This window comes from Paracoccus sp. MKU1, from assembly GCF_001447385.1.
Classification (GTDB): domain Bacteria; phylum Pseudomonadota; class Alphaproteobacteria; order Rhodobacterales; family Rhodobacteraceae; genus Paracoccus.
Map to the genome: position 1 here is coordinate 35,734 of NZ_LLWQ01000099.1, position 15,346 is coordinate 51,079.

The window sequence follows — 15,346 nt, forward strand, 5'->3', positions numbered from 1 at the left end:
ATTTCCGTCAGTTCGACCGCCCGTAAACAATGCCGTTGGGCCGATCCCCAACAGGAATTGTTTGAAGCACCGTGCCGCTTTCGGCATCGATCACCGAGACGCTGTCATCGGCGATGTTCGTCACGAACACATAGGCCCCATCGGCCGAGGCCGACACGCCGTGGGCGCCGCCGCCGGTGGTGATGGTCTTCACCACCTGCCCGGTCGCCGTGTCGATCACGGATACGGTGTCGTTCGGCTCCGCCTCTGTGCCCTGGTTGGCCACATAGACCGAACCACCGTCCGCAGTCGCGAAGACCTGGATCGGCTTCGGCCCGACATCCACCTTGCCGGTGATCTGCCGGGATACCGTGTCGATGACCGCCACCCGGTTCTCATCGCGAAGCGAGACATAGGCCCGATCGCCCGAAGGCGTGAAGCCGACCTGGACGGGCGCGGCACCGACGGGAATACGGGCAACCTCGGCAAGATTTGCCGTGTCGATCACGGACACCGAGCCGTCCTCGACATTGGCGACGTAGAGTTCGGCCTCGTCCGGGCTCAGGCGCAGGCCGTGCGGGTAGCCGCCCGTCGCGACGCGCGCGATGACCTTGACCTGCGTCAGATCCACCACGGCGATCTCGTCACCGCCGGCCAAGGAGACATAGGCCCGGCCCAGCCGGTCGGCAACCACATGGGCCGGATGAGCGCCCACCGGGACCGTCGCCCCGGACGCCGAGAGGTTCTGCGGATCTAGAATGACCAGCAGCCCTTCGGCGACACCGTGACCGTGACCCTTCGTGCCGTGATCCCCTTCGGTGACAGGCTCTCCGACTGCCAGCAGCAGCCTGCCATCCGGCGTCAGATCGACGTTATGAGGCGCGATCGGGACCGAAACCGAGACCACCGCTGCGGTGCCGAGATCGATGGCACTGATGGAATTGCCGCCTTCATTGGCCGAATAGACCGTTCCACCTGCCTGACCACGGATGGCCGGTTCCTGGCCGGCATTGATCTCCAGCCATGTCTGCATTGCAGCGATCTCGCGTTCCTGCGCCTCGATGATCTGGGCAGCCCACTCCCGCGTTTGCGGATCATCCCCATATTGCTGAACGATCTTCGCCATGTCGATCGCGCCCCGATGGTGCGGGATCATGCCCCGGACGAAGGCGAGGTCGGGGTCATCTGCCAGGACTCCCTCCATCATCGGCCCATGCATGTCGTTCATTGCATCGATATTGGCCTTCGTGAACGCGGGAAGGTGGTCGGGGGCCGGCGTCTCCGCAGGGGACGGACCCATCATTCCCGGCATCACCTGGTGAAGCGCATCCCTGCATTCCGGAGGCATGGCCCGCATCATGGCCCTGGACTGCTCCGGCATTCCCTGCATCAGGGGCATCGTGGCGGAGCGGGCCGTGGGAGCGGGGGCCGGCTCGATTTGCACCTGCGCGTTTCCGGGACGATGGGCGCCATGCTCCGCTTGCGCCAGAGCAAAACTGGGCAAGCCGGTCAGGAGACCGACGGAAAGGGCGATTGCAGCTCGTGTCATTGTTTTCATCCTTTGGCATCGGAGAAGCGGCGCCACTTTCCGGCGCTGGACTCCGTATTCGTCTGATGGGAGCGGCCCGAGGGGCCAGAGCCCTCTCGGACAGGCACGTGACTCAGGCAGTCGCAGTCAGACGTGGCGGCCTCAGGATAGCAGCGGGGATTCGCCCCGAGGGGTCCGGCCTCATGCTGCTCAGGTGACCGTTGCCCGGAAAAGGCGGCAGCGGCTGGGGTTCGGGAAGGATGGCAGCGACCAGGCATGCCTGGCAGCAATCCAGCAGGCCGAACCCTGCCGTGCCGGAATCGCAGTGTTCGACGGCCGTCCCCTCGCCCGATGCATGGGAATCGGTGCAAGGTTGCGTGATTGCGGCGACATCCTGATGGGCGGGATGTCCTCCCGGACCCGCATGCGCCACCGGCTGCAAAAGAACGGCGCCCAAGGCCAGCAGCAAGAGCATGATTGACAGATGGCGCAGCCGGTCGCCCCGCAACCGGAACGCCACCTGCACCCGCCCGATCACAGCGCCGCCGCCTCTCGGCCGGCGCTTGCCAGGGCACAATGCAAACAGACTGGTCACGGGTTGGGCGATCATGCAGGGCCTTCGATCAGATCTCCTCGGCGCCGTGGAAGCGCGAATAGGTCTTGTAGCCCGAAGCATCGAACAGCAGCACCTCATAGGTCTCCGGCTCGACGCCGGGGAGGTCCATGCCGGGCGAACCGACGGGCATCCCCGGCGCCGCAAGGCCGATGGCCGTCGGCCGTTCGGCCAGAAGGCGGCGGATGGCACCTGCCGGAACATGGCCCTCGATCACATAGCCGTCGACCTCGGCCGTGTGGCAAGAGGCCAGGTCGAGCGGAACGCCCAGCCGTTCCTTGAGGCTGTAGACGTCGTCCGAGTTCACCGCCCGGACCGGAAAGCCGGCGGCGCGCATATGGTCGATCCAGCCGCCGCAGCAGCCGCAACCGGGGTCCTTGGTCACCGTTACCAGCGGCAGCGTCTCGGCCCGCAGGTGCCCGGGCAGGACAACTAACAGGGAAAGGATACCAGCGGCCATCAAGGCGGCGCGTCGGCTAATGATAGGATCTGGCATCGTCAAACCTCGCTTGCAGATGCCATTGTCCTGCCGCGCCGGGCCGGGCGCCAGCCACGAAGAGGTGAGCAGGCGCCTGCATCCCGCGGCAAGTTGTCGCGAGCCCGGACAGGCCGCGCTCCCACCCCGTCTTCAACCCGGATCGGGCAAGGGATCGAGGGGGCCCGGCCGAACCCAGTCCGGAATGCTCGCGCAGCGTCCGACGCCTGCGCGAGGCGGGCGCGCGCCTCCGAGGCTTCGCCTTTGGCCGCGAACCTGGCCTGGCGCTGCTACGCCGCCTCTGGCGCAGGGCGGACGCCTGATGCCCAGCGTCACTCAGTTCGAGAAAGCATCAATCAGGTTCAGGACCGCGAGAATCTTTCTGGTGCCGCTGTCAATCCGATAAATCCGGTCATTGTCCCGGTAGTAGTTCCATCCGCGGCGTTGCTCCAGGCCGTATCGGTCCAGGTCGCGGATCAACACGTAATTGCCGCTTCGAAGCGTATCGCCGACCCGGGTACCGAAACGCTTGCCGACCTGACCAGGCGGAACGCAAGGAGGGTTCTTCTTGGCGAGTCCAGGCGGGCAATCGGCAACATAGCGCGCCTGTGCGCGATGAATGTCCCTGTAGCCGCGGTCGTCGTGATGACGCGCAAGGCCGCCTTTACCATTGCCGCGCCCCGGATCGGCCGGGACCGGAGCAGCGGCCGTTACGGCAACAACCATGGCGGTCATCAGTGTCGGTGCCAGTTTCATCGTTCATGCTCCCGGGCAGCATCCAGCACAGCATATAGTTCGGCCAATGCGGACGTCGCATCACAAAAACATGCTCTGGCGAAAAGCCGCCGCCGACCGCTGAATGGCCGACTTTGCCAAGCTTCAACCCTATCCGACCGCCCCGCCCGCGCGGGGCCTTTTCATGCAGAAACGCATGATTCTGATAGGGTTCATGGGCCGCACCACGCGGCTCACCAATATGGCCCGCGTCGGGCGCCCGGTTGGCGCGGGCGAGGACCAAATCCGCGCCGTGATCGTGGTCGAGACCTCGGACTGCGGATTCGACAGCCATGTACCGCGTCGAGCAGCGCCTGACCGCGGCGCGCGCCCCACGAAGTGGCGCTGGCCGGGTCGCCGTCGCCGGCCTGACGGTCGCCGCTCCATTCGTGGCGGCCGTCTTGGGGGAAACGCAGGCATGGGAATGGCTTGTCACGGATCCCGGACGAAGGCTCCGGCCGATGGAAGGACCTGAACGAAATCGGCGCGGGCCTGCGCGGGATCGCCGCAGCTTCGCCAAACGGGCCAGCGAGGGCGCACGGGGTGAGGTCTACCCGTCCTTACGCCTGCCCCCTCTTGCCTCCATGCGGGTGCCGATTTGTTCCAGCCGCTACGGCTGAACCGCAAGAATTACACCGCCCCGATCGGTCTCTGCCTGATGCAACGCAGATCGGCGAAAATCCGCCAGCGCCGATGCCGCGATTCGGCTTCCCTTTGCCACCGTGCTAGCCTCCCTCGCATCAGTCAGATGGAGGGGGAGAGATGGGGCAAAAATTTGTGCCCGAGCTACACGACCCGGACCACCGGAAGGCTGAGGGGCAGAAAGACAAGCAGCTCACGGACGATGAAGCCGATCGCTTGTTCGATGCGATAGTGGCCAAGCTCGACGCGGAAGAGCGAGCAGCACAGCGGCAAAATTGATTGTACTCCCGCCCGGTCACTCCGGGCGGGCCTTCATGCGTTTCTGGCGCCGGTGATCTCATGCCGCGCGGCCGAGGCCAGAACGGAAGATCTGGTCACCCCGCGCGCTTTCCAGCGTCGATGGCGCGCCGGAGGCCACGTTCAATCGAGAGGTTCACTCGCTCCAGCGCCCCGTCCGTCGGGATATAGGGGGTCGCGATCAGGGTGGCGCCTTCGAACAGCGCAGGGGCAACATTCTCGCGCTGGCGGAGGGGATCAAGCGGCGAGAGCGTCACCTCCGCCCGATCCTCGAACCATGGCTTGAGAGCCTCAGTGGCCGCTTTTCGGGACTTCGTCCCAGCCATCGGACGCGGCGAAGCAGCCCCGCAGGTCGGGAAAAGTCAGGCCATAGGCCGAGCCGGGGTCCCGATGGACGATGGCGGAATGCAAGATCATGGTGGTTTCCCGATTTGTAGAACCGCAAAATTGTGGAGGGCAGATGAACCGGGCTTACAAGAGTTCGGCCCGTTGATGCTGCGGGCGGCTCCCAGGTCCTTCTTCAGGTGCGGTACGGTCGCGGTCCTTTCGCCCTTTCTCGGCTTCAGGTGCGATCCTCGTTTCGAAACCCCCTCGAATCCCGCTGCCTTCAGAACCTGGAGGATTCTCCCATCCGCGGATCAGGCAACAGACCCCGGACCGACGCGACAAGATCGGCGGGAAGGTCGGTGATGATCGGAACGGCACCTTCAGCGCCTTGTGGCATTCGCCATCGCACCGAGATCTTCTGGATGCCAGAGGAAATCCTGGAAGGGCGGCCCGCTGCACACATCTGCAAACCGGTGAGGGCCAGAAGTAGCCAAGTGGTGGTCGGGGCGAGAGGATTCGAACCTCCGGCCTACGGTACCCAAAACCGTCGCGCTACCAGGCTGCGCTACGCCCCGGACCTGTGGCGCTGTCTAGCGGCTGGCCGCGCGGGGGGAAAGGGAAAATCGACGGCGCCGAGACGCGAGCCTTCAGTCGCAGGGCGCCAGCGCGTCCTCTTGCGGCAGTCGCGGATGCGACAGCACCATGCCCGGATGGATGCCCAGCCGCGCCGCATCGCCCCCCGGCACCTCCAGCACCATCAGCCGCTGGGGTGCAGGATCGCCGGGCGCGGCGCCGGGAATCGCCGTCTCGTCCAGCGGACGGGCCATGGGATGGACGTGGCGCACCTCGCCCCGCGCGTCGATGAAGATCATGTCCAGCGCGATCAGCGTGTTGCGCATCCAGAAGCTGACCGGCTGCGGCGATTCGTAGATGAACAGCATGCCCTGCCCCCGGGGCAGGTCGCGGCGGAACATCAGGCCCCGCGCGCGTTCCTCGTCGGAATCGGCGATCTCGACCGCCACCTCGACCGGCTGTCCCCGGCCCTGGAACAGGGCCAGGTCGGGATGGCATGTGGCCGCAAGGGCCGAGGATGGATCAGTGATGAGAAGAGCTAGAAAAACCGTTGCGGCCCGCAACTTCATACCGCGCCCGCGACCAGCCGCAATTTAGCGAGCGCGGCCGCTCCCCCCGGTTGCGACTGCCGCGCCTCGATCGCGGCTCTTTCCCAGGAGAGGATTTGCGCGGCCATCATCCCCCGCCGCCCATCGACCACGCGCAGCGCGATGGCCTCGCCCACGGCCAGGTCGGCAAAGCCCGAATGGCGCAGGACCTCGACATGCAGGAACACATCGGCCTTTTCGGCGAAGATGTTGGCGAAGCCGAAGCCCTTGGCCTTGTCGAACCATTTCACCCGCGCCGGCAGCAGCGGCAGCTGCGCGATCTCCTCCGGCGTGGCCGAACACAGATCGGCGATGGCCGGCATCGGTTCGCTGGCCGGGGGCGTGACCTCCAGCACCTCGACCGCCTGCATGCCGCGCGGGGTTTTCTGAATCATGGCAACGACATGAGAGCCCTCGGCAACCGAACTCTGGCCGAAATTCCTCAGCACATTGGCATGCAGGAGAATGTCGGCGCCACCATCGGGATCGGTCAGGAAACCGAAGCCCTTGCTGCCGTCGAACCATTTCACGACGCCCGCAATCTTGCGTTGTTGCCCGTCGTCTTCTTCCATGTCGTCCTGTCACCCGTTTGAAAACCAGAAACAACCCGAAACTCCGGTCCCGCGTCCTTCGATCTGGACTGAACGAAGGTAGAGCCGGATTGGTCAGGTTTTCCATACCATGGATAAATCCCGAACCCGCATCAAGGGCTAAGACGGCACACTTGCCACAAACTTTGCATAATTTCCTGGCCCTCGTCCTGCAAGGTGCTGTTTTCGCCGTGATAACCTTTTTTTGTCCAACGAAAGCGATCATGCAGGCGAAAGGCGCCATCGGCCCAGAACTCGATCTGAACCGGATGGATTCGGTATCCGCCCCAATGCGGCGGGCGCGGCGGATTCAATCCGAGGTTGATTCCCAGCCGCGCCGCCTCGGCCATCAGCGCGTTGCGGCTGGCCAGCGGCCGGCTTTGCTGCGACGCCCAGGCGCCGATCCGCGACTGCAAGGGCCGCGAGGCGTAATAGGCATCGGCCAGTTCCGGCTCGACCCGGGTGACATGGCCGCGCACACGAATCTGCCGGCGCAGGGATTTCCAGTGCATGACGAAGGCGGCGACGCCGGTGGCCTCGATCTCGACCCCCTTGGCGCTTTCGTAATTGGTATAGAAGACAAAGGAACCGTCCGCCCCCGCGCCTTCGATATCCTTCAAAAGCACCATGCGCACATCGGGCATGCCGGCCGCATCGACGGTGGCCAGCGCCATGGCGCTGGCGTCGTTCGGCTCGGTCCTCTCGGCCTCGGCCAGCCAGCTCCGGGCGATGGCAAAGGGATCGTCGCCCGCAAAAATTCCGCTCCGGTCACTCATGGCTGTCTGTCTACCGACACTTGATGCCTCCTTGCAGTTGCCCTAATCCTGCTGAAAACCGAAGAAGCGCGAGGGGCAGCATCATGTCAAGTGACGGCGGTATGGGGCTGATGAAGGGTCGCCGCGGCCTCATCATGGGCCTGGCGAATGACAAGTCCATCGCCTGGGGCATCGCCAAGGCGCTGGCCGACCAAGGCGCCGAGCTGGCCTTTTCCTATCAGGGCGAGGCGCTCAAGCGCCGGGTCGAGCCGCTCGCCGCACAGATCGGCTCGGACCTGCTGGCCGAATGCGACGTCTCGGACGAGGCCTCGATCGACGGGCTGTTCGAGACGCTGCGCGGGCGCTGGGACAGCCTGGACTTCATCGTCCATGCCATCGGCTTTTCCGACAAGGAGCAGTTGCGCGGCCGCTATGCGGACACCACGCGCGACAACTTCCTGATGACCATGGACATTTCGGTCTATTCCTTCACCGCCGTGGCGCGCCGCGCCGCCGCGATGATGCCGAATGGCGGCTCGATGCTGACCCTGACTTATTACGGCGCCGAGCGCGTCATGCCGCATTACAACGTCATGGGCATCGCCAAGGCCGCGCTGGAGGCCTCGGTGCGCTATCTGGCCGAGGATTTCGGCAAGGACGGCATCCGCGTCAACGCCATCTCGGCCGGGCCGATCAAGACCCTGGCGGCCAGCGGCATCGGCGATTTCCGCTATATCATGAAGTGGAACGAGCTGAACTCGCCGCTGCGCCGCAACGTCAGCCAGGAGGAGGTCGGCAAATCGGCGCTCTACCTGCTGTCCGACCTGGGCTCGGGCGTCACCGGCGAGACGCACCACGTCGATTCGGGCTATCACATCGTCGGCATGAAGGCGGTGGACGCCCCCGACATCGCCACGACCAAAAAGGACTGATCCACCGCGATGAGCGTCGAGCAGGTCATCGCGCTTGTCTCGGCGCTGTCGCTGGCGATCCTGACGCCCGGCCCGGCGATCATCGCCACCGTGCAGACCGCCTTCGCCCATGGCCGCAGCCGCGCCCTGCCCTATGCGCTGGGGCTGGCCTCGGGCGCCTCGCTCTGGTGCCTTTTCGCGCTGGCGGGGCTCGCGGTGCTGTTCCGGCTGCACCCCGCCCTGTTCACGGCGCTGAAGATCTTCGGCGGCTTCTATCTGCTCTGGTTCGCCTGGACGCTGTGGCGCGCCTCGACCGAGCCGCTGCCCGAGGCGGCGGGCGGCGCCTCCAGGGGCTATTGGGGCGGGATCGCGCTGAACCTTTCCAACCCCAAGCCGGCACTGTTCTACGCCGCGCTGATCCTGTCGGTCTTTCCCGAGCCGATGGGCATCGCGCGGCAGGCGCTGATCTACGGCATCTGCCTTGCGACCGAGCTGTCCTGGTATGCGCTGGTCGCGGTTCTGATGTCGACAGCCATCATGCGCACGCGCTATTTTGCCGCCAAGTTCTGGATCGACCGGGCCGCCGGCATCGCCATCATGCTGCTGGGCCTGCTGTTGATCGTCAACCACTAAGGAGCCAGCATGACCGATCGCCTGCCCCATGAACGCGGATTCCACATCAGCTGGGACCAACTGCACCGCGACGCCCGCGCCCTGGCCTGGCGGCTGGAACATCGCGAATGGCGTGCGATCCTGGCCATCACCCGGGGCGGGCTGGTGCCGGCGATGATCGTCGCGCGCGAGCTGGACATCCGCGTGATCGACACGATCTCGGTCAAGTCCTATCGCGGCAAGGGCGGGCAGGAGCGCGGCGAGGTCACGGTGCTGAAAGCCCCCGACCCGGCGGTGATGCTGGACGGCGACGGCATCCTGGTGGTGGACGACCTGGTCGATTCCGGCCGCACCCTGGAACATGTGCGCACCATGTATCCCAAGGCGCATTTCGCGACCGTTTATGCCAAGCCCAAGGGCCGGCCGATGGTCGAAACCTATGTGACCGAGGTCAGCCAGGACACCTGGATTTTCTTTCCCTGGGACATGGCGCTGCAATACGTCCAGCCCTATCGCGGCGAGGATTGATCCGCGCGGCATGTCGGGGGGCCGGCGGCCATTCGGGATTGCCCCGGCAGTCCTTGTGGCGCATCATCAAATGGCGGGCTGGAAACAGCTCCATCGTCCCGGGGGAAGCCGCGATGCGATTGATGTTCCTTGTCGCGCTGTTGCTGCCGCTGCCGGCAGCTGCCTTTACGGCCCGGAACGGCATGACCGTGACGCAGGCCGGCCCGGCCGAAATCGCGGTCGCCCACGAACCGCGACGGGAGGACACCGACTATTGGTGTGCCGCAGGCGATTTTGCGCAGCGCGTTCTGCGGCAGCCCGGCCAGGTCCGGATCTGGCGCGCCACCCCCAAACCGCGCAAGGCTGGCCAAGGGATCGTCTTCACGCTCGATTCCACGCGAAAGGCCGAAGGGGCCGGATTGTCCGAGTTCGGTTCGGGACCGCGGGATGGATCCCTGTCCGTCGGGATGGCCGTGGGAAGCTTTTGCCGGATAGAGATTCCCTATTGGCGCGACTGAACGGCCTTTCCTTCGGGAAGCGGCGACAGAGGCCGGACGGCCGCTTGCGGCTCGCCCCTGATCCAGCCTCGCGCCAAGGTGCGCCCGCTCTTTCCTACCCGTTCCCCCGCACGAAGCGCGCCGCTTCCTCGGCCGCGCGGCGCAGGGCGCGGCTCTTGTTCACCGTCTCCATGAACTCGGCCTCGGGGTCGCTGTCATAGACCACGCCGCCGCCGGCCTGGATATAGAGCGTGCCGTCCTGGATCACCCCGGTGCGCAGCGCGATGCACATGTCCATCTCGCCATTCGCGGCGAAATAGCCGACGCCGCCGGCATAGACGCCGCGCTTTTCCGGCTCCAACTCGTCGATGATCTCCATCGCCCGGACCTTGGGCGCGCCCGAGACCGTGCCCGCCGGCATCCCCGCCAGCAGCGCCGAAAGCGCGTCCTCGCCCTCGCGCAGTTCGCCCACCACGTTCGAGACGATATGCATGACGTGGGAATACCGCTCGACGATGAACTGCTCGGTGGGGGTGACCGTGCCGATGCGCGCCACCCGGCCCACGTCGTTGCGGCCCAGGTCCAGCAGCATCAGATGCTCGGCCAGTTCCTTCTGGTCGGCCAGCAGATCGGCCTCCAGCGCGCGGTCCTCCTCGGGCGTGGCGCCGCGCGGACGGGTGCCGGCGATGGGGCGGATCGTCACCTCGCCTTCGCGCAGCCGCACCAGGATCTCGGGTGAGGCGCCGACGATCTGGAAGCCGCCGAAGTTCAGGAAGAACATGAAGGGCGAGGGATTGGTGCGCCGCAGCGCGCGGTAAAGCGCAAAGGGCGGCAGCGGGAAATCCATCGCCCAGCGTTGCGAGGGCACCACCTGGAAGATGTCGCCGGCGCGGATGTATTCCTTGGCCTTCTCGACCGCGGCCAGATAGGCTTCCTTGCTGAAATTGCTGCGTAATTCTCCGATCTTCAGGTCGTGACCCAGGGCGCGCGGCTCGCTGGGCTGACGGTCCAGCGCGCGCAGCGCCTCCATCACCCGTTCGGCGGCCCGGGCATAGGCGGCGCGGGCCGGGGTGTCCGCATCATGCCAGGCGGGGGCGCAGAGCAGCACCTCGCCCTTGACGCCGTCCAGCACCGCAACGACCGAGGGGCGCATCATCATCGCGTCCGGCAGGCCAAGGGGATCGGGGTTCACGTCGGGCAGCCGCTCGACCAGGCGGATCATGTCATAGCCCAGATAGCCGAAAAGCCCCGCCGCCCCTGCCGGAACGCCATCGGGCATGTCGATGCGGCTTTCCGCGATCAGGGCGCGCAGGCTGTCCAGCGCCGGGCGATCGTCGGCCGCGAACTCGTCCGAATAGCGGGCGTTGCGGTTGATGCGCGCCTTGCCGTCGCGGCATTCCCAGATCAGGTCCGGCTTCATGCCGATGAAGGAATAGCGGCCGCGCACCTCGCCGCCGGTGACGCTTTCCAGCATGAAGGAGTTCGGCGCCGCCTCGGCCAGCTTCAGCATCAGGCTGACCGGCGTATCCAGGTCGGCCGCCAGCCGGATGGTCAGAAGCTGGTTGCGCCCCTCGGCCCAGCCGCGTTCGAACTCGGCAAAATCGGGGGTGATCTCCATCACTGAACCTGCGCGTTCACCGCATCCACCGCGGTCTGGTTCAGGGTCGCGCCGGCCTGGGACTGAAGCGCGCGGGCGAAATAGTCGAAGACGTCCTGGCGCAGCGAATCCGCCAGCCGGGCCGAGATGCCGTCGCGGATCTGCGCCGCCTCGTCACCCTCGGTTTCGGCGGGGTGGATCTTGTCCAGCGTCACCAGGAACACGCGGTTCTCGGCATCGACCACCTCGGTCCCGCCCTCCTCGGCGATCTCGAAGGCCTGGACCACCACCTCCTGCGGCACGCCGTTGATGAACCCGCCGCGGGCCAGGTTGGTCACGGGCGAGCCGGGATCGGGAGCGGGCTTCCCGACCGCCGGGGCGGGGCTGTCGGTGCCGGTCGCATCGCCGCCGAGGGCCTGGGCGACCGGCGCGGTCGCCGCCGCCGGGGCCGGCTCGATGCCGGGCTCGGCGGCCGCCTCGGCCGCGACGCGCTGCTCCTCGGCCAGCGCCAGCATCTGGCGATGCGTCTCGTTGCGGGTCCAGTCCTCGGCCACGCGCTCGCGCACCTCCTCGAAGGGGATCAGCGCCGGCGGCTGGATCCCGTCCAGCCGAAGGGCGAAAACGCCGCCATCCTCGGTTTCGAACAGTTCGGGAAAGTCCTTGTCGGTCAGCTGCGCCGCGCGCTGGCGGAATTCGGGATAAGCGTCGATGCCGTTCGGATGGGCCTCGGCGCCCGGGCTCCAGTCGATCTGGCCCAGTTCCATCGAGGTTTCTTGCGCCATATCCTCCAGCGTGGCGCCGCCGGCCAGCAGGTCGGCGAACTCGCCCGAGCGCTCCTCGATCTGGCGGCGGGCGCGATCGACCGCCGCCTCCAGCCGCAGATCGTCCCGGGCCTGCTCGAAGGGGATGTCCAAGGGCTCCAGGATCGCATTCATCGAGAACAGCGCCGGCCCCAGATCCGAGCTCGCCGGACCGGCGACGCCGGGCTCCTCCAGCGCAAAGACCGCCTCGCCTGCCGCACCCAGCTCGGCCTCGCTGACCTCGCCCAGGTCGATATCGGCCAGGGTCAGCCCGCGCTCGGCGGCAAGCTGCTCGAAGGTGATCTCGCCGCGGTAGATGCGCGCCTTGGCCTCCTCGGCGGCGGCCACGGTCGGAAAGACCAGACGCTCCACCATGCGGCGCTCGGGCTGCTGGAACTCCTCGATCCGGTCCTGATAGAGGTCGCGCAGCGCCTGTTCGTCGATCTCGACCTCGTCCTCGAGCATCTCGGGGGTCAACCAGACATAGGTGATCTTGCGGATCTCGGGCGAGGTGAAGCGGTCGGCATTGGCCTGGTGCCAGGCTTGCAGCGTCGAATCGTCGGGCGAGGCCACCGGCGCCGGCAGGTCCTCGGCGGTCAGCTCGCGCCAATGGATGTCGCGGGTTTCCAGCAGCCAGCCCTGGGTCTGCGCCACCACCGGCTGCGGCGCGCTGACCCCGGCCAGCGCCGCATCCTGAAGGAGCATCCGCGCCATGTCCATGCGCAGGTCATGTTCGAACTCGGCCTCGCGCATTCCCTCGCGGCGCAGCGCATCGGCATAGATGTTGCGGTCGAACTGGCCGTTCAGCCCGCGAAAGGCGGCGATGCCGGTGATCTGCTCGGCCACCGCCTGATCTCCGACCGAGACGCCCAGCCGGTTCGCCTCGGCCTCCAGCGCCGCGGCGGTGTAAAGCCGGGCCAGCGCCGCCTGATCGACGCCGATGGCCTTGGCCTCGGCGGCGCTGATCTGCCGGCCGGTGCGGGCGGAAAACTCCTGCATCTCGGCGCGCAGGGTGCGGGCATAGTCCTGGGCCGAGATCTCGACATCGCCCACCGCGCCGATATCCGCAGTGCCGCCGGAGAAATTGGTGACGCCGAAGCCGCCCAGCCCCAGAACCAACATGCCCATCAGCAACCAGACGATGGTCGATTTGCCCTTGCCTCGCATCTTGTCGCCGTGCCCCGCCATTGTTCTTGTCAGTCAGCGCAAGTCTTTAGGGTGCCGAGGGCCCGGCGGCAAGTGCCGCGAAGCCGCGCCCCCGTCCCTGCGCTTCACAATCGGGTCGGGCCGGTCAGGGCCGGAACGCCTCCAGCCGCCGCATCAGCGCGGCGATGCCGTCGCGATCGGCATTGGCAAAGGCGATGCGGACATGGCGCGCGGCCTCGGGATCGCCCTCGGGCATGAACATGGTGCCGGGCAGCAGCAGCACCCCCGCCTCGCGCAGCAGGCGCTGCGCCAGCTCGGGCGAGGGCAGGTCGAAAGGATGCTCGGCCCAGGCGAAATAGGCGCCGCAGCCCTTGACGCGCCAGCCCGGCAGCGCCGCCATGCCCTCGGCCATGGCGTTGCGGCGGGCCAGGATCTCGGCCCGCTCGCCCGCCAGCCAATCGCGCAAGTTCGTCATGCCCCAGGCCGCGCCGATCTGGCCGATCTGGCCGGCGCAGATGGCGACGGTATCGAGGAACTTCTCGACCTCGGCCATGCGGGCGGGGCTGGCGATCAGCGTACCCACGCGATGCCCGGTCAGCCGATAGGCTTTCGAGAAGCTGTAGAGATGGATCAGCGTGTCGCCCCAGTCGGGATCGGCGAACAGGTCGTGCGGCGCGCCCTCGCGCGCATCGAAGTCGCGATAGGTCTCGTCCAGGATCAGCGCCAGCCCACGCGCCCGCGCCAGGTCGAAGAAGGCGCGCAGGGTCCCGGCCGGATATTCCGCCCCCGAGGGGTTGTTCGGGCTGACCAGCACGATGGCCCGGCTGCGATCCGAGATCAGCCTCGCCGCCTCGGCCGCATCCGGCACCATATCCGGGCCGCAGCGCAAGGGCACGGCGCGGATGCCCTGCATGTCGAGCCACATCTTGTGGTTGAAATACCAGGGCGTCGGCAGGATCACCTCGTCCCCCGCCGCGGCCAGCGTCTGGATCGCGGCGCAGAAGGCCTGGTTGCAGCCCTGGGTGATCGCGACCTGCCCGGGGCGGATGGTGCCGGCATAGGCGCGCGACCATTCGGTCGCCACCGCCTCGCGCAGCTCGGGACGGCCAAGGACCGGACCGTAGAGATGCGCGTCCGGCCGCTCCAGCGCTGCCTCGGCCATGGCGCGGCGCAGGGGCTCGGGCGGCGGCTCGACCGGCGCGGCCTGGCTGAGATTGATCAGCGGCCGTTCGGGCGGGAAGGCCAGCCCTTCGAGCCAGCGGCGGGCCTCCATCACCGGCGGGCGGAAGGTGGCGGCCAGGGCGGGGTTCAGCGGCAGCATGGGGCGGGCCTCAATCGGTCAGGCGCAATGCGCCGAAATCGGGCGGGGTGGACAGGTCGAAGCCCGAGCCTGCGGCGGGCCGGGCGGGCCCATCCTCCTGGCCCGAAGCGGAGGTTTCTGGCGATTCCGAGGCAGCCGGCGGTTCCGGCACCGCTGCGCCGGGCACATCCGCCGCGGGGGCGGGCGGTGCTTCGGGCGCGGTTTCGGGCAGCGCATCCGCGCCGGTCTGCGGCAGGGCTTCGGGCGGCGCAGCGGGGACGTCCGCCCGCGGCTCCGCCTCTGCCGGAAGGACAGCTCTATCCGGCGCGGCCGCGGCAGCCTCCTCGTTAAGGGAACTTGTATCCGGGACAGGAACCGGAAGCGCGCGTTCCGGGGCGCGGTCCAGCCCCGGCACCACCACCTGGCCGGGTGGCGGCACCGGGATCGGCGCCTCGCCCGCCGGATCGGGCAGGTCGATGGGATCGGGCTCGGGCAAGGCGATCTCGGGCGCGGCCGGGGCCTCGGCGGGTGTCTGGGGTCGCAGGCCGACCGGATCGGCAGGCGCGGGCGCGGATTCGTCGGCCGGGCGCTGCACCAGCGGCGCGACGGGACGCGGCGCCTCGGCGGCAAGCGGCGCGGGGGCCTGCGGCTGCATGTCGGTGGCGCGCGAGAACTCCGAGCCGGCCGGGACCGACAGCGTCTCGGCGGCCGGGCCTTCGCCGGCGGCTGGCGCCTCGGAGCGCGGGGGCTGCGGCAGCATCAGCGACAGTCCGGCCAGCGCGGCGCCGCAAACCAGCGCGCCATGCACCAGACCTGTCGCAAATCCTCTTGCCATG

18 protein-coding genes and 1 tRNA gene are annotated in these 15,346 nt (G+C 67.5%); 5 read left to right on the forward strand and 14 right to left on the reverse strand.

The features are described 5' to 3' along the window. Positions 1–7: 7 nt before the first annotated feature. The 4 genes from AQY21_RS06520 to AQY21_RS06535 all read right to left on the reverse strand — a co-directional run bounded on the left by AQY21_RS06520 (position 8) and on the right by AQY21_RS06535 (position 3,351). Positions 8–1,528, reverse strand: coding sequence for a DUF305 domain-containing protein (locus AQY21_RS06520; RefSeq protein WP_203416421.1), 1,521 nt, complete (start codon positions 1,526–1,528; stop codon positions 8–10). Positions 1,529–1,640: 112 nt separating this feature from the next. Next, entirely contained in the window at positions 1,641–2,117 is a 477-nt protein-coding gene (locus AQY21_RS06525; RefSeq protein WP_058096950.1) for a hypothetical protein, read from the reverse strand. Between the two features lie 13 nt (positions 2,118–2,130). Next, positions 2,131–2,580, reverse strand: coding sequence for a DUF411 domain-containing protein (locus tag AQY21_RS06530; RefSeq protein WP_238986707.1), 450 nt, complete (start codon positions 2,578–2,580; stop codon positions 2,131–2,133). Between the two features lie 351 nt (positions 2,581–2,931). Next, positions 2,932–3,351 carry a hypothetical protein gene (locus tag AQY21_RS06535; protein WP_058096952.1) on the reverse strand — a complete coding sequence of 140 codons (420 nt, stop codon included), beginning with the start codon at positions 3,349–3,351 and terminating at the stop codon, positions 2,932–2,934. Positions 3,352–4,131: 780 nt separating this feature from the next. Between AQY21_RS06535 and AQY21_RS29315 the strand changes: the two genes are divergently transcribed. Further along, entirely contained in the window at positions 4,132–4,290 is a 159-nt protein-coding gene (locus tag AQY21_RS29315; RefSeq protein ID WP_203416423.1) for a hypothetical protein, read from the forward strand. Between the two features lie 95 nt (positions 4,291–4,385). On the opposite strand, the gene AQY21_RS29660 is transcribed toward AQY21_RS29315, so the two are convergent. The 6 genes from AQY21_RS29660 to pdxH all read right to left on the reverse strand — a co-directional run bounded on the left by AQY21_RS29660 (position 4,386) and on the right by pdxH (position 7,161). Next, positions 4,386–4,565, reverse strand: a complete 180-nt coding sequence (locus AQY21_RS29660) for a hypothetical protein (protein WP_238986708.1) — start codon at positions 4,563–4,565, stop codon at positions 4,386–4,388. Between the two features lie 34 nt (positions 4,566–4,599). Further along, complete coding sequence (locus AQY21_RS29665; RefSeq protein ID WP_238986709.1) at positions 4,600–4,725, reverse strand: type II toxin-antitoxin system HicB family antitoxin; 126 nt, start codon at positions 4,723–4,725, stop codon at positions 4,600–4,602. 408 nt (positions 4,726–5,133) lie between these two features. Next, positions 5,134–5,210: transfer RNA gene (locus tag AQY21_RS06545), tRNA-Pro, on the reverse strand. 72 nt (positions 5,211–5,282) lie between these two features. Then, entirely contained in the window at positions 5,283–5,777 is a 495-nt protein-coding gene (locus tag AQY21_RS06550) for a DUF192 domain-containing protein (RefSeq protein WP_058096953.1), read from the reverse strand. After that, entirely contained in the window at positions 5,774–6,367 is a 594-nt protein-coding gene (locus AQY21_RS06555; protein ID WP_058096954.1) for a cold-shock protein, read from the reverse strand. Before AQY21_RS06555 ends, AQY21_RS06550 begins: the two co-directional genes overlap by 4 nt. A 131-nt stretch (positions 6,368–6,498) precedes the next feature. Then, the gene (gene pdxH, locus AQY21_RS06560; protein WP_058096955.1) at positions 6,499–7,161 is read right to left on the reverse strand and encodes a pyridoxamine 5'-phosphate oxidase; all 663 of its coding nucleotides are present in this window, start codon (positions 7,159–7,161) and stop codon (positions 6,499–6,501) included. Between the two features lie 83 nt (positions 7,162–7,244). Here pdxH and fabI point away from each other — a divergent pair, with 83 nt between their 5' ends. The 4 genes from fabI (at position 7,245) to AQY21_RS06580 (ending at position 9,688) form a co-directional block, all read left to right on the forward strand. Then, positions 7,245–8,072, forward strand: coding sequence for an enoyl-ACP reductase FabI (gene fabI / locus AQY21_RS06565; RefSeq protein WP_058096956.1), 828 nt, complete (start codon positions 7,245–7,247; stop codon positions 8,070–8,072). Positions 8,073–8,081: 9 nt separating this feature from the next. Then, entirely contained in the window at positions 8,082–8,684 is a 603-nt protein-coding gene (locus AQY21_RS06570) for a LysE family translocator (RefSeq protein ID WP_058096957.1), read from the forward strand. 9 nt (positions 8,685–8,693) lie between these two features. Next, complete coding sequence (gene gpt / locus AQY21_RS06575; protein WP_058096958.1) at positions 8,694–9,191, forward strand: xanthine phosphoribosyltransferase; 498 nt, start codon at positions 8,694–8,696, stop codon at positions 9,189–9,191. 113 nt (positions 9,192–9,304) lie between these two features. Next, on the forward strand, positions 9,305–9,688 hold the full coding sequence (locus AQY21_RS06580) for a hypothetical protein (protein WP_058096959.1): 384 nt from the start codon (positions 9,305–9,307) through the stop codon (positions 9,686–9,688). A gap of 94 nt (positions 9,689–9,782) precedes the next feature. On the opposite strand, the gene trpE is transcribed toward AQY21_RS06580, so the two are convergent. From trpE to AQY21_RS06600, 4 genes are all read right to left on the reverse strand, one after another. Beyond that, entirely contained in the window at positions 9,783–11,285 is a 1,503-nt protein-coding gene (gene trpE / locus AQY21_RS06585; RefSeq protein WP_058096960.1) for an anthranilate synthase component I, read from the reverse strand. After that, complete coding sequence (locus AQY21_RS06590; protein WP_058096976.1) at positions 11,285–13,231, reverse strand: peptidylprolyl isomerase; 1,947 nt, start codon at positions 13,229–13,231, stop codon at positions 11,285–11,287. The genes trpE and AQY21_RS06590 overlap by 1 nt, the downstream gene beginning before the upstream one ends. Positions 13,232–13,355: 124 nt before the next feature. After that, positions 13,356–14,531 carry an aminotransferase gene (locus AQY21_RS06595; protein WP_058096961.1) on the reverse strand — a complete coding sequence of 392 codons (1,176 nt, stop codon included), beginning with the start codon at positions 14,529–14,531 and terminating at the stop codon, positions 13,356–13,358. Between the two features lie 10 nt (positions 14,532–14,541). Next, complete coding sequence (locus AQY21_RS06600; protein WP_058096962.1) at positions 14,542–15,345, reverse strand: hypothetical protein; 804 nt, start codon at positions 15,343–15,345, stop codon at positions 14,542–14,544. Position 15,346: the final 1 nt, after the last annotated feature.